Source organism: Leeia oryzae DSM 17879 (genome assembly GCF_000376945.1).
GTDB lineage: Bacteria > Pseudomonadota > Gammaproteobacteria > Burkholderiales > Leeiaceae > Leeia > Leeia oryzae.
The window spans coordinates 60,278-82,504 of record NZ_AQXU01000017.1 but is presented as its reverse complement, the minus strand read 5'-3'; the positions used below and the strand labels follow the sequence as shown (position 1 = coordinate 82,504).

Annotated in this window: 17 protein-coding genes; 7 read left to right on the top strand and 10 right to left on the bottom strand. The window is 54.3% G+C overall.

Annotated features, from left to right (window positions below):
• Nucleotides 1-222 precede the first annotated feature (222 nt).
• The 3 genes from dut to coaBC are packed head-to-tail and all read right to left on the bottom strand — an operon-like array spanning nt 223 to nt 2,669.
• Nucleotides 223-675, bottom strand: coding sequence for a dUTP diphosphatase (dut, locus tag F552_RS0104535; protein ID WP_018150537.1), 453 nt, complete (start codon nt 673-675; stop codon nt 223-225).
• A complete protein-coding gene (locus F552_RS0104530; protein WP_026182391.1) occupies nt 672-1,400 on the bottom strand; it encodes a pyridoxine 5'-phosphate synthase in 729 nt (242 codons plus the stop codon). The genes dut and F552_RS0104530 overlap by 4 nt, the downstream gene beginning before the upstream one ends.
• Nucleotides 1,401-1,442: 42 nt before the next feature.
• Nucleotides 1,443-2,669 carry a bifunctional phosphopantothenoylcysteine decarboxylase/phosphopantothenate--cysteine ligase CoaBC gene (gene coaBC / locus F552_RS0104525; protein WP_018150535.1) on the bottom strand — a complete coding sequence of 409 codons (1,227 nt, stop codon included), beginning with the start codon at nt 2,667-2,669 and terminating at the stop codon, nt 1,443-1,445.
• A gap of 204 nt (nt 2,670-2,873) precedes the next feature.
• On the opposite strand from coaBC, the gene radC reads away from it, so the two are divergent.
• The 3 genes from radC to rpmG all read left to right on the top strand — a co-directional run bounded on the left by radC (nt 2,874) and on the right by rpmG (nt 4,192).
• A complete protein-coding gene (gene radC, locus F552_RS0104520; protein ID WP_018150534.1) occupies nt 2,874-3,548 on the top strand; it encodes a RadC family protein in 675 nt (224 codons plus the stop codon).
• A gap of 187 nt (nt 3,549-3,735) precedes the next feature.
• On the top strand, nt 3,736-3,969 hold the full coding sequence (gene rpmB / locus F552_RS0104515; RefSeq protein WP_018150533.1) for a 50S ribosomal protein L28: 234 nt from the start codon (nt 3,736-3,738) through the stop codon (nt 3,967-3,969).
• 67 nt (nt 3,970-4,036) lie between these two features.
• A complete protein-coding gene (rpmG, locus tag F552_RS0104510; RefSeq protein WP_013441158.1) occupies nt 4,037-4,192 on the top strand; it encodes a 50S ribosomal protein L33 in 156 nt (51 codons plus the stop codon).
• Between the two features lie 421 nt (nt 4,193-4,613).
• On the opposite strand, the gene alr is transcribed toward rpmG, so the two are convergent.
• Both alr and F552_RS0104500 read right to left on the bottom strand, forming a co-directional pair.
• Nucleotides 4,614-5,690: an alanine racemase gene (gene alr, locus F552_RS0104505; protein ID WP_018150532.1), complete on the bottom strand. Its 1,077-nt coding sequence runs from the start codon at nt 5,688-5,690 to the stop codon at nt 4,614-4,616.
• A 171-nt stretch (nt 5,691-5,861) separates the two neighbouring features.
• Nucleotides 5,862-7,160, bottom strand: coding sequence for a D-amino acid dehydrogenase (locus tag F552_RS0104500; RefSeq protein ID WP_018150531.1), 1,299 nt, complete (start codon nt 7,158-7,160; stop codon nt 5,862-5,864).
• Nucleotides 7,161-7,421: 261 nt separating this feature from the next.
• On the opposite strand from F552_RS0104500, the gene F552_RS0104495 reads away from it, so the two are divergent.
• Nucleotides 7,422-7,910, top strand: coding sequence for an Lrp/AsnC ligand binding domain-containing protein (locus tag F552_RS0104495; RefSeq protein ID WP_018150530.1), 489 nt, complete (start codon nt 7,422-7,424; stop codon nt 7,908-7,910).
• A 164-nt stretch (nt 7,911-8,074) separates the two neighbouring features.
• Complete coding sequence (locus F552_RS0104490) at nt 8,075-10,459, top strand: hypothetical protein (protein ID WP_018150529.1); 2,385 nt, start codon at nt 8,075-8,077, stop codon at nt 10,457-10,459.
• A 210-nt stretch (nt 10,460-10,669) separates the two neighbouring features.
• Here F552_RS0104490 and F552_RS0104485 read toward each other — a convergent pair whose 3' ends face one another.
• The 5 genes from F552_RS0104485 to amaB all read right to left on the bottom strand — a co-directional run bounded on the left by F552_RS0104485 (nt 10,670) and on the right by amaB (nt 18,172).
• Nucleotides 10,670-12,331, bottom strand: a complete 1,662-nt coding sequence (locus tag F552_RS0104485) for a thiamine pyrophosphate-binding protein (protein WP_018150528.1) — start codon at nt 12,329-12,331, stop codon at nt 10,670-10,672.
• Between the two features lie 392 nt (nt 12,332-12,723).
• A complete protein-coding gene (locus F552_RS0104480) occupies nt 12,724-14,016 on the bottom strand; it encodes an NAD(P)/FAD-dependent oxidoreductase (RefSeq protein WP_018150527.1) in 1,293 nt (430 codons plus the stop codon).
• 161 nt (nt 14,017-14,177) lie between these two features.
• The gene (locus F552_RS0104475) at nt 14,178-15,404 is read right to left on the bottom strand and encodes a D-amino acid dehydrogenase (RefSeq protein ID WP_018150526.1); all 1,227 of its coding nucleotides are present in this window, start codon (nt 15,402-15,404) and stop codon (nt 14,178-14,180) included.
• 32 nt (nt 15,405-15,436) lie between these two features.
• A complete protein-coding gene (locus F552_RS0104470; RefSeq protein WP_018150525.1) occupies nt 15,437-16,582 on the bottom strand; it encodes a branched-chain amino acid ABC transporter substrate-binding protein in 1,146 nt (381 codons plus the stop codon).
• 90 nt (nt 16,583-16,672) lie between these two features.
• Nucleotides 16,673-18,172 carry an L-piperidine-6-carboxylate dehydrogenase gene (amaB, locus tag F552_RS0104465; RefSeq protein ID WP_018150524.1) on the bottom strand — a complete coding sequence of 500 codons (1,500 nt, stop codon included), beginning with the start codon at nt 18,170-18,172 and terminating at the stop codon, nt 16,673-16,675.
• Between the two features lie 513 nt (nt 18,173-18,685).
• Between amaB and F552_RS0104455 the strand changes: the two genes are divergently transcribed.
• Nucleotides 18,686-19,306: a glutathione S-transferase family protein gene (locus tag F552_RS0104455; protein WP_018150523.1), complete on the top strand. Its 621-nt coding sequence runs from the start codon at nt 18,686-18,688 to the stop codon at nt 19,304-19,306.
• 659 nt (nt 19,307-19,965) lie between these two features.
• Nucleotides 19,966-22,161, top strand: a complete 2,196-nt coding sequence (gene katG, locus F552_RS0104450) for a catalase/peroxidase HPI (RefSeq protein ID WP_018150522.1) — start codon at nt 19,966-19,968, stop codon at nt 22,159-22,161.
• Nucleotides 22,162-22,227: the final 66 nt, after the last annotated feature.

Below are 22,227 nucleotides of genomic sequence, written 5' to 3'. Positions count from 1 at the left end.
ATCGCGGGGGAATGTGATCTTGCCTGGTCTGGTCAGCTGGAAGGCTGCAAAAGGCCGGTTTTTTATATCCCCATAAACCCAGTATGGTTTATCAGAAGAGGTTTTGCCATGCGAATGCAGTGTGACAATGACGAGATGAGTGGTTGTGACACGGAGGGGATGAGGAAGAAAAAGTGATGCATGCCATATTTAAGCGTCATGCATGCATCACTCGGCAGCAGATCAGGCCTGGCCGGTGCTGCCAAAGCCGCCTTCGCCCCGGTCGCTGCTGGTGAATTCGTCCACCACGTTAAACCCGGCTTGAACCACCGGTACGATCACCAGCTGAGCCAGACGATCCAGCGGGTTCAGGGTGAAGGCGACCTTGCTGCGGTTCCAGGTAGAAATGAACAACTGACCCTGATAATCCGAATCGATCAACCCCACCAGATTACCCAAGACGATCCCGTTTTTATGTCCAAGGCCGGAGCGCGGCAGAATCATGGCGGCCAGACCGGGGTCGGCAATATGAATGGAAATGCCGGTCGGGACCAGCTCTGTTTGGCCGGGTTCGATGACCAGCGGTTTTTCAATGGCGGCACGCAGGTCTAGCCCGGCAGCACCCGGGGTGGCATACGCCGGCAGATTGTCTTTCAGGCGCGGATCAAGAATTTTCAGGTCGATAACAGGCTTCATGCAGCATCCTTGGCGTGTGATTCAGTCAGATAACGTTTAATGGTGGTTTCCAGCCCCAGATACAGCGCATCGCAAATCAGAGCGTGCCCAATTGAGACTTCAAGTAACTGCGGAATGTTTTGCTGGAAGTAGCGCAGGTTGTCCAGATTCAGGTCGTGGCCTGCATTAAGACCAATGCCCAGCGCTTCTGCGCGCTTGGCGGCGGCCAGATAGGGTGCCAGCGCACGGGCGCGATCCTGATGGTAGTCGCGCGCATAAGCTTCGGTATACAGCTCTACCCGGTCTGTCCCGGTCGCTTTGGCACCTTCAACCATGGCTTCTACCGGATCGACAAAGATGGACGTGCGGATGCCATGGCGCTTGAACTCTGCGATGACCTCGGTCAGAAAATCCTTGTGGGCGAGGGTATCCCAGCCCGCATTGGAGGTTAGCGCATCCGGTGCGTCCGGGACCAGCGTGACCTGAGCCGGTTTCACCGCCAGCACTTCATCAATGAACCGTTGGGTCGGGTTGCCTTCAATATTCAGCTCTGTCGCAATATGCTGCTTCAGAATCGCCAGATCCGCATAGGTAACGTGGCGTTCGTCCGGGCGCGGGTGTACGGTAATGCCTTGCGCACCAAATTTTTCGCAATCCAGCGCCACTTGTAGCAGGTTGGGCTGGTTGTGGCCGCGCGAGTTGCGGACCAGTGCGACTTTATTCAGGTTGACGGATAAATGGGTCATGACCATAGGGGGCCTTCATTTTACTGGGTAACACCAGCCTGCTCAGGCAGACTGGTCGATATGTTTCACCGGGGTTGTCGGGTTGCCATGCTGCATCAGCTTGGCAATATGGGCGATCAGCTGGCGCGCCTGTGTCAGCTTGTCTGACTTGGGCAGGTGATGCCGGCCGGCATCGTCCAGCAGTACCAGTTCATTTTCATCGCTGTTAAACGCGGTTTGCACCAGGTTAGCGGCCAACAGCGGCAGGTGTTTCTTCTTGCGTTTCTGTTCTGCAAAATCCAGCAGGTTCTGGCTCTCTGCTGCAAAGCCGACGCAGAAAGGCGGCCTTGGCAGGCTGGCTACATTGGCCAGAATGTCTGCATTGGGCGCCAGCTCTACATGCAGGATATTGGCATCCTTCTTCAGCTTGTGTTCGAACTGCTGCAACGGATGGTAATCTGCTACGGCGGCCACGCCGATGAAGATATCCTGCAGCGTAATGCCGGCATTGACGGCCTGCAGCATGTCTTGCGCGCTTTCTACATCAATGCGTCTGATGCCAGCGGGTGTCGGCAGGCTGACCGGGCCGGCAATCAGGGTGACATCGGCACCGGCATCCCGTGCGGCCTTGGCAACGGCAAAACCCATCTTGCCAGAGCTCTGGTTGGTAATGCCGCGCACGGCATCGATTTTCTCGAATGTCGGGCCCGCAGTAATCATGACTTTTTGACCACGCAACACCTTGGGCTGGAATGCCGCATCCAGCAGCTCCATCAGGTCTTCCGGCTCCAGCATGCGGCCCATGCCGGTTTCGCCACAGGCCTGATCGCCACTATCCGGCCCCAGGATGATCACGCCATCTTGCCGTAACTGTTTTACGTTGCGCTGGGTGGCCGGGTTTTCCCACATTTGCCGGTTCATGGCCGGCGCGATGATCAAAGGACATTCACGCGCCAGGCACAGGGTAGACAACAGATCATCCGCCGTGCCATGCACCAGCTTGGCCATGAAGTCTGCCGTCGCAGGCGCCACCAGAATCGCCCCCGCTTCACGCGAGAGGTCGATATGGGCCATGCCATTGGGTACCCGTGTATCCCACAGATTGGTAAATACATGCCGGCCGGAGAGCGCCTGAAAGGTGTGCGGGGTGACAAACTGGGCGCCCCCTTCGGTAAGCACCACGCGGACACCGACACCTGCCTTTACCAGTAAGCGGGTCAGTTCTGCTGCCTTGTATGCAGCCACGCCGCCGGTTACACCCAGCACCAAATTTCTGATCGAAAATGCCATCACGCCACCTGAAAATCTGTCAACGCACGCCTGTTTGCGTGCACCTGCATATTATTACATTCCCAAGCGGTGCTGGCGACTAAAAGACGGGATGGCGTATCAAGTTGTTCAGGTATGTGACCTGACTCACCGCAATTTTAACCCGTTTGGCATATTGTGTGATTTGTCGTTACAATAAATGCAAATGTCATTAACGGGGTATGCATGAAGATACTGGACTGGCCGCTGGAAGAGCGGCCAAGGGAAAAGCTGCTACAAAAAGGGGTAGCCAGCCTGTCAGATGCGGAGCTGCTGGCAATCTTTCTGCGCGTTGGGGTGCAAGGCTGCAGTGCTGTCGATATGGCAAGACAGCTGCTGAACGAATTCGGGTCATTGACGGCGCTGTTTGGGGCCAGCCAGGCGCAACTGTCAGAAATGAAGGGTATGGGGGCGGCCAAGTATGCCCAGCTGCAAGCCGTGCTGGAGATGTCCCGCCGCGCATTGGCCGAAGAACTGGAAATGAAACCGGCCATTGCTTCGCCTGCCGATGCACAGCGATACCTGACCTTGCGGCTGGGGTCGCTAAGCTATGAGTCAATCGTCGGCGTCTTTCTGGATACCCAGAACCGTGTGTTATCCATAGAAGAACTGGCCAGAGGCACACTCAACCAGAGTCATCTCTATCCAAGAGAAGTGGCCCGCAAGGCGCTACTGTTAAATGCGGCCGGTTTGATCCTGGCGCATAATCATCCGTCCGGCGTGCTGACACCCAGCCAGTCCGACCATCAACTGACTGCTGCCCTGAAACAGGCGCTGGCATCACTGGAGATCCGACTGCTGGATCATATTGTGGTTGGGGGCAACAAGAGCCTGTCTTTTGCCGAGTCGGGATGGTTGTAAGTCTGCAACGGGCCTATGGGCCATTGCAGCAGAATTTCAAAGAGAGTGAATTAAATCGGCAATTCATAGCGAATTCATGTAGAATACGCCCTCCAATGTGCATAAGCACTTGAGTTAGTTTCCGGAACATGGTATAAATTCGCCTTTTCCGAAATCGCTATTTAGATTTATAGACTGGAGTCAGGCCATGGCGCGTGTATGTCAGGTCACCGGCAAAGCGCCGATGACGGGGAATAATGTTTCCCATGCCAATAACAAAACAAAACGTCGTTTCCTTCCTAACCTGCAATACCGCCGGTTCTGGGTTGAAAGCGAAAATCGTTGGGTTCGTCTGCGTGTATCTAACGCAGGTCTGCGCCTGATCGATAAAAAAGGTATCGAAGTTGTGCTAGCTGATCTGCGTGCAGCAGGCGCACTGTAAGCTATCTGTTTGAAGTGCGAAATGGCAGGTTTTTCCCGCCGGTCGCCTAAGATTGAAAGGTTAAATCATGCGTGAAAAAATCAAGCTAGAGTCCTCAGCAGGGACTGGCCATTTCTACACCACTACAAAGAACAAACGTACCATGCCAGAAAAGATGGAGATCAAAAAATTTGATCCAGTCGCTCGCAAGCATGTTATGTACAAAGAAACCAAACTGAAATAAGTCTGGTTTTGATGTTCTGAACAAAAAGCCTCCGTTACCGGAGGCTTTTTGTTTTTGTGCGCCAGTTATCGTGTGCTTTCTTTCGTTGTGCGTGAAGGCCACGCTCCATTGTCTCTATCTCATGAGGTTGCCTGGCTCTGGTATCTGTCTGCATGGCGGCTTGAGCTGGCAGAGGCATGGTGCGAAGTGATATGCCCCAAATACTGTTTCTGAATGCTGGATGCGTGTGAGATTGCCAACGATGATTGGGTGGAAATCGCTACGCACCTTGCACCCTACGGGTGACGATGTTGTGATTGGTTGAGGGGTTGTGTGGCAGGAGAGGGTGTTCGCTTGCCCTGGCTGGATGCTTAAACTAAAAAGGGGCTGTTTTCTATGCAGAAAACAGCCCCTTTTTATTAATGTCTTTGCCTTACGTGAATCAGACGCCGGAATATCTGAAATGTGCACGTTTGATGTTACACAGGATTTCGTAAGGGATGGTGCCGGCAGATTCTGCCACGGTACTGACCGGGATGTGGTCTCCCCAGAGCTCTACACGGCTGCCGATGCCGGCGCCAGCAATATTGGTCAGGTCTACGGTCAGCATGTCCATGGAGACGCGGCCGATCAGGCGGGAGGGCTGGCCATCGATCATGACCGGGGTGCCGGTCTGGGCCAGGCGCGGGTAGCCGTCGGCATAACCGCAAGAGACGACCCCGACTTTGGTCGGGCGCTCGGTGATGAAGCGTGCGCCGTAACCAATCGGCTCGCCTGCCTCCAGTTCACGCACGGAAATGATGCCGGCCGTCAGTTGCATGACGGGTTTTAGCTGGCTGGCAAGCGGTTGGGCTTCTGCAAACGGGGTTGCACCGTAAAGCATGATGCCGGGACGTGCCCAGTGACGGTAAGCATCTGACCAGGCCAGGATGGCAGGGGAGTTACAAATGCTGCTGTCGCCCCCCAGACCTTCGGTGCCTTGCTCGAAGGTTTTGATCTGCTGGGTGGTGGCCGGATGGTTCGGTTCGTCCGCACGGGCAAAGTGGGTCATTTTGACGATATTGCTGACCTTGCCGGATTGCTGCAGCTCGCGGTAGGCGGTGGCGTATTCTTGCGGGTGCAGGCCTACTCGGTGCATGCCAGAGTCCATTTTCAGCCACACGTTCAGCGGGGCTTTCAGGGAAGCGGCCAGGATGGCGTCGACTTGCCAGCGGTGGTGGACAGCGGTCCAGAAATTGTACTGGTTGATGAGTTCAAGCTCTGCGGCTTCAAAAAAACCTTCCAGCAGCAGGATGGGCTTGGTGACGCCGGCCTTGCGCAGCTGGATGGCTTCTTCAATGGCAGCAACAGCAAAGCCGTCGGCTTCTTCATGCAATGCTTCTGCACACTGGATGGCACCATGGCCATAGGCATTGGCTTTGATGGTGGCCAGTGCATTGCCGCCATGATGGGCTTTGGCCAGACGGTAGTTGTGTACCAGATGGTCCAGCCGGATATCGGCGTAGGTAGGTCTGCTCATGTGAAACTCGCTCAACGTATTCTGACACCTGCACACAGCTCAGGTGTGGGGGTAATGAAAAGATTCTATCACCTGCCGGCCATATGCATGCAGGCGGGGATGTTTAAATGTGATTTACGCCAGCCTGACAGGGTCAAGACTGGCGTAAACGGGTGAGTCCTGGCCGGGTAATCAGCCTTTGGCGGTAGCCAGCTGTGCAAATGCACGGGCTGGTTTGACCTCGGCACCGTAACGGGCCATGGTCAGGCCGTCGGTACGGATGTCGGTGGCTTTTTGTGCCAGCATGTCGGCCAGCAGCTTGCCGGAACCGCAACCCATGGTCCAGCCCAGTGTGCCGTGGCCGGTGTTCAGGGACAGGTTGCTGTAACGGGTGCCGCCGATGATCGGGGTGCCATCTGGTGTCATTGGGCGCAGGCCGGTCCAGAATGTCGCGGCAGGCAGGTCGCCACCGTTCGGGTACAGGCTGCCAACTACCAGTTCCAGCGTTTCGCGACGGCGCGGGTTCAGGCTCAGGTCAAAGCCAGACAGTTCAGCCATGCCGCCTACGCGGATCCGGTTGTCAAAACGGGTCACCGCGACTTTGTAGGTTTCGTCCAGAATGGTAGAAACCGGTGCGGCGTCTGCATTGGTGATAGGCACGGTCAGCGAGTAGCCTTTGACCGGGTACACAGGGATTGGCAGGTCGATCTGCTTCAGCATTGGGGTAGAGTAGCTGCCCAGTGCCACGATATAGTGGTCTGCCGTCAGTGTCTCATTGCCGCATTTCACGCCCTTGATCTGGTCGCCTTCGGTCAGCAATGCATCGATAGAGACATTGAAGCGGAATTTCACGCCCAGGTCTGCTGCTGCTTTGGCCAGTTCAGAAGTGAAAATCTGGCAGTCGCCCGTTTCATCGTTTGGCAGGCGCAAGCCACCCACAACCTGGTCTTTGGCCAGTGCAGGTTCAGCCTTGGCACAACCTTCGCGGTCCAGCAGTTCGTACGCCACGCCACAGCGTTCCAGTACTGCCAGGTCTTTACCCACAGCGTCCAGCTGGTATTGTTTGCGGAACAGTTGCAGGGTGCCTTTGCTGCGGCCTTCGTACTGGATGCCAATATCACGGCGCAGGTCACGGATGACGTCGCGGCTGTATTCTGACAAACGCATCATGCGCTCTTTGTTGATGTCGTAGCTTTCGGCATTGCAGTTTTTCAGCATCTGCGCGATCCACTGCCATTGCCACAGAGAACCGTCTACCTTGATGGCCAATGGAGCATGGCGCTGGAACAGCCATTTGATGGCTTTGGTCGGGATGCCAGGTGCAGCCCATGGGGTAGAGTAGCCTGGAGAAATCTGGCCTGCATTACCAAAGCTGGTTTCCAGTGCCGGACCGTCCTGACGGTCGATCACGGTGACTTCAAACCCGTTTTTGGCCAGAAAGTACGCTGTACTAACGCCGATAATTCCGCTACCCATCACAAGTGCACGCATTGCTCTTCTCTCCACCAAGATTGCCCGAGGGCGATCAAACATAAAATTTGGTTGTACTGCGAAGAACGGCAGGTATAGCGTTACAGAAAACTGCTACTGGCGCTACCGTTCCCGGTTGTGTTCTTTTTCTCAACATTTCGTCAAATTTGTTGAAAAGATTTTTTACGAAGTATATTGAAACAAAACCAGTTTTTTTCACTATTTAATAGCCTATTTTTAAGGTATATTTTGAATAAATGACACATAAACAGTGAGTTTGATATGAGAACAAGGCACCAAACCGTACGGGAGCTGGACAAGCTGGACCGGAAGATCCTGAAAGTGCTGCAGCAGGATGGCCGCATCGCCATGACCGATCTGGCCGAAAAGGTGGGGTTGTCTACCACGCCGTGCTCCGAGCGCGTCAAACGCATGGAGCGCGACGGGATAATCGAAGGCTACTATGCCCGGCTGAACCCCAAGGCGCTGGGGGCCAACCTGCTGGTGTTTGTCGAAATCCGCCTGGCGTCCAAATCCGGCGACCTGTTTGAAGAGTTCAAGCGCGAAGTGCTAAAGCTGCCCAATGTGATGGAGTGCCATCTGGTATCCGGTGATTTTGACTACCTGATCAAGGCGCGTATTGGCGAAATGACTCAATACCGGAAACTGCTGGGCGATATTCTGCTGAAACTGCCGGGCGCAACCGAATCCAAGAGTTATGTGGTGATGGAGGAGGTGAAGGAAAGTCTGGCGATGCCGATTGCGGATTAATTTTTTGTGAGGGATGCTTGTTTGTGTCTGTCAGTATTATTATGACAAAATAAGCGGCCTCAAAACATTTATGCTTAATGGGTATGTGATGTGGGGTGTCTGCGGATGCTCAAATTGCAATTCAAATTGCTGTTCCCTAACCATAATAGCCGAGTAAGCCTACCGTGACTCTCTATAGCCAGTTGCAAAACGCAAAGTCTGAAGAAGATGTAAAAGATGCCTATATCAAAGCTTTGGGCCTGAAAGGGTTTACCAAAGGTTTAATTGATATTCAGACCAAGGAAATTTGGTTTGAAGCCAAAGACACAGGCAAGCACTCCAGCTATGCCATGTTTACCCAACTATTGCATTATGTGCAGGTAGCACTTAACGTTGGCGAGACAGTACCGCCATTTCTAGCGGTCATCGACACTGAAAAAGCTGCGCTAATGAAAAGTGCTGATGTACTACCATTCTTAGCTAAGAAAACAGTCAAGTGGGGAAAATCTGCCAGTCAGTATACACAAGAGGCGTTGGATGAAATTTCTGCGCATATTGGCACACACTTTGTCTCTTTCAAAATTTCAACCCATGAAAACGAATTCATTAGCACCGTCAAAGCGGCTATCGAATCAGGCGACATAATTCGAACCCAAATTACGCCTGACAACCTGAAACAGGTATTTGATAAATGGGTAGTTATGATTGGGCGCGAGATTGCAGGGGTTGAGGAAGAAAACTACGCCTTGCTCTTTTTTGCAGATATTATGCACGATGGTACCGTATCCACCCACGCTAACCTGCCTGCCGAATTATTGCATAAGAATGGCGCGCCGGTATTTAGTCTTGCTGGCCGTATGTACGAGCTTGGTAACAAAGAAGGTTATCGCCAATTCTGGGCTATCTACCATAAACCTCCAAAATCAGAATATCGTGACTATTTGCTGGAACGCCGCGACAGTCTGATTCCACTAGATGAACGTTGCTTCAAAGGAGCGTTTTACACTCCGCTGCACGTGGTGGATAAAGCTTACGACAAGCTAGCAGAGACTCTTGGTAAAAACTGGCAACGTGAATATATCGTCTGGGATATGTGTTGCGGCGTAGGCAATCTTGAAGTCAAGCATAGCAATCCGCGCAATATTTACATGTCTACGCTCGATCAAGCTGATGTAGATGTCATGAAAGCTACTAAAACTTGTGTGGCTGCTCAGCGTTTCCAATATGATTATTTGAATGATGACATTAGTGACAATGGTAAGATTGATTACAATCTTACAAACAAAGTGCCACAGGGTCTACGCGATGCAATTGCGGCGGGTAAAAAGATATTAGTGCTGATTAACCCTCCTTATGGGGAAACAGGCGCTGGCATTGGCAAAGGTAACAAAAACAAGAAAGGTGTAGAAAAGACCCGTATCAATGGCATCATGACTGACATGGGTTACGCTAGTAAAGAGCTATTTGTCCAGTTTCTGGCCCGTATCGCAAAGGAATTGCCTACAGCCACTTTGGCAATGTTCAGTACGCTGAAATACGTGAATGCTCCCAATTTCGAGAAATTCCGTAACACTTGGAATGCGGAATATCAAGGGGGGTTTATTGTACATAGCCAAGCGTTTGACGGCTTGAGCGGCGACTTTCCGATTGGCTTTCTGATTTGGAAAACTAGTCAGACTGCGAAGAAAAGAGCGCCCATTACGGAAATTGCTGTAGATGTACTGGACAAGAAAGCACAGCAAATTGGTGAGAAGAAGTTCTATAATCTGCCAAAAACGACCTATCTTAATGCGTGGATGGACAAACCCGCTACGAATAAAGAGTTTGCCTTACCTCTGTCTAATGCCCTAAAAGTGTCAAGTAATCCCAGGAAGAAAAAGTCTTGTGACAACTTCCTCGGCTATCTTTACGCAAGTAATAACGATTTGCAGCATGCTCAACAGGAAACCTGCCTAACTTCGTCTATTTTTACAGGTGGTAATGGTGGGGGATGTTATATTATCGCCGAGAACTTGTGGCAGGCAGCTGTGGTTTTCACTATGAGACGAATCGTTAAACCTACATGGGTCAATAACCGTGACCAATTTTTGCAGCCAGCGTACGAATTGGCTGAAGAATTTAAAATGGATTGTCTTTTGTGGATGTTATTCAATGGCAGCAATCTCACTGCTGGCGCTGATGGACTTGAATGGGACGGAAAAATTTGGTCGCTGGTTAACCACTTTATCCCCTTCACAGAGAGTGAGGTGGGAGCACCAGACCGGTTCGAGTCCGATTTTATGGTGCAATATCTGGCCGGGAAAGTCCTATCTAGCGAAGCCAAAGCGGTTTTGGAGGCTGGTCGTAACTTATGGAAAATCTACTTTACTCAAACAGATGTCTATGGGGTTCGAAATGAATTCAAACTAAACCGCCCTGATGTTGGTTGGTACCAAATTCGCAAGGCGCTATCAGCCAGGAGTGCAAGTGGGGATAGTGTGCCGATCAACTTTTCCCCTTTTGAATTGGCGTACCAAACGTTGAGCGAAAAATTGCGGCCACAAGTGTTTAGTCTAGGATTTTTACGTTAACAATTTGGGACAATGAGACTTGGAGTCATTTTAGCTGCTGAACTACTTCTGCGCTTAGTCAAGAGCCGTGACCAACTTCTGAGGCTCTCTGATTCAGTTGTTACGTCCGATCCATGACAATTTAAGTTGGACGCAACTAAGAGTATGCCCACAACCTGTCAGCAACGCTTCCTCTACCAACAGGTCATGGGCCATCATTTTTCCGGCGTGTTACGCCGCGACACTTCGCGTTGATACTTGTCTTGGGTCTACCATGATTTCGATCAGCGTGGTTTCTGTGCTGTCTAGTGCATTGGCAAAGGCGGCTTCAAATTCTGACGTTTTGGTGACGCGCACGCCGTTGAGGCCGAAACTTTTTGCGTATGCGACAAAATCCGGGTTTTCCAGGCGGGTGGCGATTTTGCGGTCCGGGTAGTGTTTTTCCTGGTGCATGCGAATCGTCCCATAGACGCCGTTGTTGATCAGCAGGATGATGAGCTTGAGCTGATGGCGGGCTATGGTGGCCAGTTCTTGGGCGTTCATCATGAAGCAGCCATCACCGGCAAAGCAGATGGTGGTGCGGTCTGGTTCTGTTACCGCGGCGGCGATGGCGGCGGGCAGGCCGTAACCCATGGCGCCGCTGGTGGGGGCGAGCTGGGACGGGTAGGTGCTGTAGCGGTGAAAGCGGTGCAGCCAGCCGGTGTAGTTGCCGGCGCCATTGGTGTAAATGGCGTCGTGCGGGGCCAGCAGGTTGACGGTTTGCATGACGGCAAACATGTTGACGTCGCCGATGATGTTGGCAGAGGCCAGATTATCTGCATACGCGGTCTGGGCGGCGGCCAGCCAGTCTGCCCATGCGGGGGCTTGCGGGCTGGCGGACATGCTGGCCAGACTGGTGGAAGCTTCATTGACGCTCACTGCAACACCGACGGTGGCCCGGAAGACTTTGTTGATTTCGGCTTCGTCCGGATGCAGGTGGATGAGCCGCTGGGCAGGGACGGGCGATTGCACCAGCGTGTAGCCGTTGGTGGTCATTTCTGACAGGCGGGAGCCGATGACCAGTAGCAGGTCTGCTTCTTCTACCCGTTTGGCTAGTTGCGGGCTGACGGAGGTGCCGAGTTCGCCAATGTAGTTGGGGTGCAGGTTATTAAAGACATCCTGACGGCGGAAACTGGCGACCACGGGTAGGTGCCAGTCGCTGGCGAAGTTGGCCAAAGCTTGGCGTGCGTCTTCTGTCCAGCCGCCGCCACCGACAATGATCAGCGGGCGTTTGGCCTGGGCTAGCTCGGCACGGATGGCGTCTTGGGCGGTGGCTGGCAGTGGTGGGTCAAAACGTACCGTTTGTGCTGGCAATACACTGCGGGCGACGGTGTCGGTCAGCATGTCTTCTGGCAGGGCGACCACGACCGGGCCGGGGCGGCCGGAGGTGGCAATTTGCCATGCGCGTTGCAGGATTTCCGGAATCCGGCGGGCGTCGTCGATTTCGGTCACCCATTTGGCCAGCGGTTTGAACATCTCGCGGTAGTTGACCTCTTGGAAGGCTTCACGGCCCAGCTGGTCGCGCGATACCTGGCCGATGAACAATAACAGTGGTGTGGAGTCTTGCAAGGCGGTGTGAATGCCGATGCTGGCATTGCAGGCGCCGGGGCCACGGGTGACAAAGCAGGCGGCCGGCTTGGCTTTGAGCTTGCCGTAGGCTTCTGCCATAAAGGCGGCGCCGCCTTCGTTACGGCAGGTGATCAGCTCGAATTGTTCTTTTACATCAAAGAGCGCATCCAGCACTGCCAGATAGCTTTCGCCGGGGACGCAAAAACCGGTGTTTACGCCCAAGGCCAGCAGGCTATCGACCAACAATTGTCCACCTGTGCGGTTTTCTACTTGAGTTGCTGTCATTTGTTCACCTTCTTTGCATCATCCGGTCTGGTCGGGCGGTGTTGTGTTTGCCTGGGCGGGATGATGGGGGTTGATCTCACGTTGTGCAGGATAAAATATTTCTTATAAGAAACTTAGTTTCCATATTAGTAACATGTATCCGGTTTGGCAACCACTTTTGGTCAAGATTCGCACGCTATAAGGCAGAGGCCATGGGGCGCCTGACGTTATCCAGCCTGCCAAGCTGGTCGCCAGATGTCTGGATGGTTTCTCATCCGCAACAACATCATGGTAAGTCAATCAGGACTGATGCTATGTGCGTGTGTCTGATCAAATAAAAAAGGGCGAGGGGGAATCTGGTGTTGATCCCCGATCGCCCTCATGTCTGGCGCAATGGTCTGTGACCGTGTGCCTTAGAGTCTGGCGGTTGCCGCGTGTGCAACCTGGGAGCCGACTTCGTAGTAGAGTTCTTTTACACCCCGGAAGCTGGCCTCGTCGATATCGGACAGCGGCAGCGGCATCTCGCTGGTGCTGACTTCGCCCAGAATCAGGCGGGCAATTTCCCGGCCAAATACCGTACCCGGGGAGATGCCGCGGCCGTTGTAGCCACTGAACGAAATGACCCGTTTGCCGGGCATGTGAAAGCGTGGCAGGTTGTTGGGTGTCATGCCGATCATGCCGAACCATTCGTAATCAAACTCCACGCCTTTCAGGAACGGAAATAGCTTGTACATGGCGCGTTTGGCCCAGTCTTTGTGGATGGTGCTGCCCATGCCGCGTAGCGCGCCCACGCTGCCAAATACCAGACGGTCTTGCTGGTCGAAGCGGAAAGAGGTCAGGATTTCACAGGTATCCCATGCGCCTTCGCGGCCCGGCAGGACGCGGGCTTTCTGCTCTGCCGACAGCGGTTTGGTGGCAAAGTTGAAGTAGGGCAGGTGTACCAGTTCTTCGCGCAGCTTGGGCAGGTTGCTGTCCTCGGCCGAGTAGGCGTTGGTGGCCAGTACCACCCATTTGGCTTTCACGGAATGGCCATTTTCGGTACGTACCACATAGCCGTCGCTGCTTTCCTCGTAATGTTTGACTCGGGTATGGGTATAGAGTTTGACGCCTTCCTGAATGGCGGCTCTGGATAGCTCGCGCACGTAGGCCAGCGGCTGGATGGTGCCGGCGCGATTATCCAGCAGCGCGCCGGTGTAAGCGTTGGTACCGGTACGTCTGGCGGTTTCTTCTGCAGACAGTACCTCTACCGGTGCGCCCAGGGCTTTCCACTGGGCTTCGCGGGCTTTGATTTCTTCCAGGCCGCTTTGGCCTACGGCACAATGCAGTGTGCCATTGGGGACGGCCTCGCACTGCATGTTGTAGCGATTGACCAGTTCAAACACATAGGCCGGGCCTGCGCCCAGCTGGGTCAGCAGGCGGTTGCCGTATACATCCCCCAGTTCTTTCAGCACATCTTGCGGTTGCACCCACATGCCGGCATTGACCAGGCCCACATTGCGGCCAGAGCCGCCAAAGCCGATTTCATTGCCTTCCAGCACCGCGACCGATACGCCGTTTCTGGCCAGGTGCAGACCTGTAGAACAGCCCGTGTAACCGCCGCCGATAATGGCCACATCCACTGTCAGGTCTTCGTTTAATGGCGCTGTTGCTGGGGGCGTTGGTGCGGAGGCTTCCCATAAGCCGTGAGATTTTTTATCGCCAAGCATGTCAAAAACCTTTTTATCAACTGTCGATACAAGCCGACCAAAACTGAATCAAAGCACGGCACAACGCCGCGCTCAACCATCTGTTGTCAGAAAAAGGGCCTCCGAAGAGGCCCGTCAAAACCACAAGCCCAGAGAAAGCATCGTGGTGCAGAGTAAACCGGTTAATGCATTGCCACTGCCTTGGTGGTGCTGGTCATCTCGTTTGCCAGCCGCTCGGCAGAGCCTAAACACATGGTCCAGCCAAACGTGCCGTGACCTGTGTTGATGTATAGGTTTTCCAGACCGGATTGACCCGTGACGGGTACACCGGTGGGTGTCATGGGCCGCAGGCCGCACCAGAAAGTGGCGTCTTGCGGTTGGTAAGCAATCTGCGGGAATAACCTTAGCAGCGCAGATTCCAGTATCTGCCGGCGGTTATCGGGCAGGGACAAGTCAAAGCCGCAGATTTCTGCAAAACCGCCAATACGGATACGATCTCCCAGCCGGGTGATTGCCACTTTGTACTGGTCATCCAGCACGGTTGATTGTGGCGACTGTGCCGCATTGACGACCGGCAGTGTCAGGGAATACCCCTTGACCGGGTATACCGGTAAACGGATGCCAAACCCGTCCAGTAGCTGGTTGGTGTAACTACCCGCGCAGAGGACGACCTTGTCCGACAGGTACTCATCCTGACCTGCTTTTACCCCGACAATGCGGCCCGCGCGCTGGATCAGCTGGCTGACCGGGGTATTGAAATGGAACACCACCCCCATGGATTGGCACACGGTGGCCAGTTCGTTGGTAAACCGGTGGCAATCGCCGGTTTCGTCTGCCGGCAGGGCAATGGCACCTGCCAGAACATCCCGATTCAAACCGGGTTCCAGTGCGACCGCTGCTGCGGCGTCCAGTACCTGAAAATCCAGCCCGAACTCGCGAATGCGGCCAATTTGCTGGCTCACCGCCCGGAAATTATCCGGGTTGGTAAAGACTTCTATATTGCCTTTGGCGGCATGGTCAAATGACAGCGGCAGCGTGGTGCGGATTTCCTGGAGCAATTGCTTGCTGCGACAGGAGATTGCCATCATCTGACGGAAATTCTGCTCGTTACGGTCGGTAGTGCATTGCCGGTACAGGGCAAACAGCCATTGATAGCGTTCCAGCGACAAACCGAAGCGCACCTTGAGCGGGCCATCATCCTTGATGATCCACCCAAGGGCTTTCATGATCAGGCCGGGGGCTGCCCATGGGCCGGTGTAAGAGGGGGTAATCTGCCCTGCGTTGGCAAAGCTGGTTTCCATTGCAGGGCCGGATTGCCGGTCTATTACCGTCACTTCATGGCCAGCCTTGGCAAGAAAGTAAGCCGTGGTCACGCCAATAATGCCTGCTCCCACCACGATGACTTTCATGCCAAAGCTCCTTTAACGTCATTCGACCGTGCTTACTTGCTACCTTGCTGGATCAGCAGGTTTTCCCACTTGCCGTTTTTCACTTTGTACAGGGATGCGGCGGCGTATTTCATGTCGCCAGTGTTGGTGAACGCAATACGGCCACTGACACCAGGGAAGTCAATCTTGGCCAGTGCTGGCAAGTAGACTTTCGGGTCTGCAGAGTTGGCTTTTGCCATGGCATTGATCATGGCCCAAGTGGCGTCATAGGTAAATGGAGAGTAAGCCAGGATATCGGTCCCGAACTTTTTCTTCATTTTTTCTTCCAGCTGTTTGCCTTTTGGCATTTTGTCTACTGGCAGACCGTATTCCCAAGAGAGGGTGCCTTCTGCACTGTCTTTACCTGCAAGGCTGATGAAGTTGTCAGTGGTGAAGCCGCCGCCGCCCATCAGGGGGGCATTCAGGCCCAGCTGTTTCATCTGCTTGGCCATCGGGCCGGCTTGTGCATCCAGACCACCGAAGAACACCAGATCGGCTTTGGCAGACTTGATAGAAGTCAGCACGGACATGAAGTCAGTGTTTTTGTCGGTAGTGAACTCGCGAGACACGATAGTGCCACCAGCGGCTTTGACGGCCTTGCTGAATTCGTCAGCCATGCCTTGACCAAAAGCGGTACGGTCGTCAATGACCGCAATGCGCTTGGCCTTGAGTTCTTTTACCGCATAGCTGCCGGCATAAGAGCCCATCTGCGCATCGGTGTTGATGATGCGGAAGGTGCTCTTGAAGCCTTGAGCGGTCAGTTGCGGGTTGCTGGATGCCGGGCTGATCTGTGGAATGCCAGCTGATGCATAGATTTTGGAAGCAGGGATACTGGTGCCAGAGTTAAAATGGCCTACCACACCTGCAACGCCTGCATCGACCAGACGCTGGGCAACTGCTACGCCTGTACGCGGGTCGGCCTGGTCGTCTTCAGACACCAGCACAAAGTTGGCGACAGAGCCACCAATCTTGATCTTTTGGGCATTGGCTTCTTCAATCGCGATTTTGGCCGCGTTTTCCATGTCTTTGCCGTAGTGGCCAAAGGCGCCAGACATCACGGCAGAGAAACCGATCTTGATCGTATCTGCATTGGCGGCCATCATCATGCCGGCCATTGCCAGTGAAAATGCTACTTTTGTGACTGTTAATTGCTTATTCATGAACCCTCTCCATTTTTTAGGTTTTTAAGGCAAAACATCACTGCACCGGGGAGCGGGCTCCCCGGTTTACTTCACAGACTGGAAAATTGCTTACAGGCTGAAATCGATACCCTGCGCGAGTGGCAGTTCTTTGGAATAGTTGATGGTGTTGGTCGCACGGCGCATGTAACCTCTCCATGCATCAGAGCCAGACTCACGGCCGCCGCCGGTTTCTTTCTCGCCACCGAACGCGCCGCCGATCTCTGCGCCGCTTGGCCCGATGTTGACGTTGGCAATGCCGCAGTCAGAACCAAAGTCCGACGTGAACAGTTCAGCTTCACGCAGGTTGGTGGTGAAGACGCAAGAAGACAGACCATGGTGAGAAGCGTTGTTGGCTTCGATAGCGTCTTCGAAGTTGCTGTACTTCATCACGTACAGGATAGGTGCGAAAGTTTCTTGCAGCACAATCGCGGTTTGAGACGGCATTTCGGCAATGGCCGGTTTCACGTAGTAGCCGTTTTCACAGCCGGCCACGGTGACGCGCTCTCCCCCCGTTACCTGGCCACCTTGCTCTTTGGCAGCTGCCAGGGCAGATTGCATGCGTTCAAAAGAACCCTTGTCGATCAGCGGGCCCATCAGGGTGCCGTTCTCCAGCGGGTTGCCGATACGCACTTTGCCGTACAGTTCTTTCAGTTTGCTGACCAGGCCATCATAGATGGACTCGTGCACAAACAGACGACGCAGGGTAGTACAGCGCTGGCCGGCGGTACCTACGGCAGAGAACAGAATGCCGCGCAGGGCCAGGTCCAGGTCTGCGGTTTCGCTAATGATGCCGGCGTTGTTGCCGCCCAGTTCCAGAATGGAACGGCCAAAGCGTTGTGCCACGGTAATGCCTACGGCGCGGCCCATTTCGGTACTGCCGGTTGCGCTGACGATACCGACACGGCGGTCTTTGGTCATCAGTTCGCCAATGTCACGGCCACCGATCAGGGTTTGACACAGGCCTTCTGGCGCTGCGCCGTAAATGCGGATGGCTTCATCCATGATGGCTTGCACGGCCACCGCAGATAGCGGGGTTTTCTCGGAAGGTTTCCAGACCACGGCGTTACCGCAAACCAGCGCCAACGCAGCGTTCCAGGACCACACGGCCACCGGGAAGTTAAACGCAGAAATAATGCCGCAGACACCGACCGGGTGCCAGGTTTCTGCCATGCGGTGACCCGGGCGCTCAGACGCGATGGTCAGGCCGTACAGCTGACGGGACAGACCCACGGCGAAATCACAGATGTCGATCATCTCTTGTACTTCGCCCAGACCTTCTTGCAAGATCTTGCCGGCTTCCATAGACACCAGCTCACCCAGCGGCTGTTTATATTTGCGCAGCAATTCGCCCAGAATACGCACCAGCTCGCCACGTTTTGGGGCGGTCACATGACGCCATTCCTTGGATGCTTTTACAGACAGCGCCAGCGCTGCTTCAGCATCGCTCGCCTGAATGGTCGCGACAGAGCCGATTTTCTCGCCATTAACAGGTGAGAATACGGTGAGTCCTTGTGCCTGGTAGGCTGCAGCTGGCACGCCCATGGCGCTCATAATGGCATCAATTTTCATATTAACTCCAAAGATTTCCGATAAGAAACTAAGGCCCTATTATTTGAGTAAAGTTGACGGGTGTCAATATGGATGCACAAAAAATTTCAGATCGGAAAACAGGGAGGAGCGATCGGGGTGTAAGACGGGTTTTATATGTTGCGCTGCAAGGTTAAAAGGGTCGGAAAATTTTTTATTGCAGAATCAGGCAGATGCAGGCGTTGCGCCAGTTATGGGCCTGTTGGCGTTGTGGCCATCTGGTTGGAAAAAGTGCGCGCTACGTAATACTACTTGGGTGTAGCGTAGGCTCGTTTGGCGCGAGTATATGAAGGTGATTCTAGTGGGAAAGGGGGGCGTGTTGACAGTTGGAAACATGGGGACGTGGGGTAACTCTGTACAAGGGCAGATTGTTGGCCAAGCGCAGGCAGTCATGGTTTCCTATGCTGACGTTTAAGCAGATAATTGCGCTAAGAGCAACTGAGCGTTAATACCAATTAAACTGCCGCCGGCAGATTTAGCCAAAGGAGACCCGATATGCCCACAATTAAGCTCACCTATTTCGACTTTCATGGTGGTCGCGCTGAGCCGGCACGGCTGGCATTTTCCATCGGAGGGGTTCCATTTGAGGATCACCGGTTTGCCGGAACAGAATTCCCTGAGATTCGGAAATTTACCCCCTTTGGCCAAGTGCCGGTATTGACCGTAGATGGTGTGCAGGTCACGCAGTGCGATGCCATTACACGCTATGCAGGAAAGCTGGCCGGTCTTTATCCTACCGATCCGTTTCAAGCCCTTTTGTGTGATGAAGTCATGTACGTGGTTGAAGAAGCCAACGTCAAAATCGGACCCACATTCCGTATGAAGGGTGAAGAGCAAAAGGCTGCGCGACTGGCATTGGTTGAGGGGTCCATGCCGGTTTATTTGCGCTGGCTGCAGAAGCAACTTCTCGCTCATGGTGGTGAATATTTTGCTGACAACCGCCTGACTGTGGCTGACTTGAAAGTCTTTGTTGATGTACGCACCCTCAATTCAGGACGATTCGACCACGTACCCACTGATCTTGTAGAAAAGGTCGCCCCCGCATTGAACGAGCACATGCGACGGGTTTCCAGTCTCCCTGAGGTTGCAGCGTATTACGCCAAGTTCAGTGCCTGATATGTGGTCGCAGAATTTTTTGACGTCCCCTCCCGAAATGGAATTGTGCTCGTTGCTGGTCTGGGTGTGGTCATCATCCAGAATGTCCTTAGGTGGTGACCTGACCCACAGGTAGTGGTTTGGTTTGTTCCCGGTGTCGGTGGGACTCTACTTACTCAAGGTAGGTGTCTCACCACTTAGCCGGGAGACTCTGGCGTCCACGCATTAGTAGGAAAAATATCTGCTTGGCCTAGATACAGCTCTTTGGCCACTTCCTCTCTTCCCCAAACCCGCTCAAGCTTGTTAACTCCCCCCGCGGGAACATCCCGTCACATTGCATATCAAAATATCTCTTAACCCAAGTCTGGGTGTGTAGGAATCCTTATTGATAGTAATTTACTATCAATAAAATACTAACAATCAATTTGTTTGATCGAATGATGGGGCCTAAGATATCAGCATAAATTGATTCACACAGACAACTTCAGGAGGAATAACATGATGCGAGTTGAATCTTCTGTTTTTAGCCTGATGATCGGTTTGTGGGCGAGTATGGTCTAAGGCGCTGTGCGCCGGACGTATATCGCTGGACTCATTTCAATCTGCCGTGCTGCCGGGTTCTGAGGTGCTGATATGCAACGGAATGTGGTGGCGGGGATAACCCAAGCCAGGAGATAGCCATGTCAAACGAAGCGAAGTGCCCTTTCTCGAGCGGTCAAATCAAGCATACGGTGGCGGCTGCGCCTTCTAATGCGGACTGGTGGCCGAACCAGCTCAAACTGAATATCTTGCATCAGCACTCCCCAAAGTCTAACCCGATGGGGGAGGATTTCGATTATGCGGAAGCCTTCAAACAGCTGGACCTGAATGCGGTGATAAAAGACCTGCAGGCGCTGATGACGGATTCGCAAGACTGGTGGCCGGCGGATTATGGCCATTACGGGCCGCTGTTTATCCGCATGGCGTGGCACAGTGCAGGTACGTACCGGATTAGCGATGGCCGGGGTGGTGCAGGGGCGGGCGCGCAGCGGTTTGCGCCGCTGAACAGCTGGCCGGATAACGGTAACCTGGACAAGGCGCGGCGTTTGCTGTGGCCAATCAAGCAGAAATACGGGCGTCAGATTTCTTGGGCGGATTTGATGATTCTGGCCGGTAACGTGGCGTTGGAGTCCATGGGCTTCAAGACGTTTGGCTTTGCCGGCGGCCGTGCCGACATCTGGCAGCCGGAAGAGGACGTGTACTGGGGGCCGGAAACCACCTGGCTGGGTGACAAGCGCTATTCTGGCGACCGTCAGCTGGATAATCCGCTGGCGGCGGTGCAGATGGGGCTGATCTATGTGAACCCGGAAGGGCCAAACGGTAACCCGGACCCGGTGGCGTCTGGCCGGGACGTGCGGGAAACGTTTGCCCGCATGGCGATGGATGATGAAGAAACCGTGGCGCTGGTGGCGGGCGGGCATACCTTTGGCAAGGCGCACGGCGCGGGGGATACGTCTTTGGTGGGGCCAGAGCCGGAAGGTGCACCGATTGAGGCACAGGGGCTGGGGTGGATTAACAAGTTCGGCTCTGGCAAGGGCGTGCATACCACCACCAGCGGCATTGAAGGTGCCTGGAAACCCAACCCGACCACCTGGGATAACGGTTACTTTGATGTGCTGTTTGGTTACGAGTGGGAACTGACCAAGAGCCCGGCCGGTGCGCATCAGTGGGTGGCGAAGGATGTGAAGCCGGAACACATGATTGCGGATGCGCATGATCCAGCGAAGAAACATCCTCCGATGATGACCACGGCCGATATGTCGCTGCGGTTTGACCCGGCTTTCGAGAAAATTGCGCGGCGCTTCCACCAGAACCCGCAAGCGTTTGCCGATGCATTTGCCAGAGCCTGGTTCAAGCTGACGCATCGTGACATGGGGCCGGTGGCGCGTTATCTGGGGCCTTTGGTGCCCAAAGAAGTGCAGATCTGGCAAGACCCGATTCCGGCAGTTGACCATGCGCTGGTAGATGCCCAGGACATTGCCGCCCTGAAGGCACAGGTGCTGGCATCCGGTTTGTCGGTATCGCAACTGGTGAATACGGCGTGGGCGTCTGCCTCGACATTCCGTGGCAGTGACAAGCGCGGTGGTGCCAACGGGGCACGCATTCGCTTGGCACCACAGAAAGACTGGGCGGTGAACCAGCCGGCGGAACTGGAGAAGGTATTGCAGACGCTGGAAGGCATCCAGGCAGACTTTAACGGCAAGCAGACGGGTGGCAAGCGGATTTCGCTGGCCGACCTGATTGTGCTGGCGGGTGGTGCCGCCATCGAGGCGGCGGCGAAGAAGGCTGGCCATGAGGTAGCGGTACCGTTCTCTGCCGGGCGTATGGATGCATCGCAAGAGCAGACGGATGTAACGTCTTTTGCGGTACTGGAGCCGCTGGCCGATGGCTTCCGCAATTATGTTCGCCCCGGGCTGGAAGGTGCCATGGCAGAACTGTTGTTGGACAAGGCCCAGTTGCTGACCCTGAGCGCGCCAGAGATGACGGTGCTGATTGGCGGCATGCGTGCCTTGAATGCCAATGCTGGCAAGTCGCAACACGGGGTGTTTACTACGCGGCCGGAAACGCTCAGCAATGATTTCTTTGTGAACCTGCTGGACATGGGGACGACGTGGCAGAAATCGGCCACGGCCGAGGGTGTGCTGGAAGGGCGGGACCGTGCCACGGGCGCGTTGAAATGGACCGGAACGGTCGTGGATCTGGTGTTTGGTTCTAACTCGCAGTTGCGGGCGCTGGCCGAGGTCTATGCCGCCAGCGATGCCGGGCAGAAGTTTGTGCAGGATTTTGTAGCGGCATGGCATAAAGTGATGAATCTGGACCGGTTTGATCTGGCGTGATGCAGCATGTAGCTGTTTGAAAATCAGGATGTAGTATGCCGGGTAATACCGGCTGGAAAGGCCTTG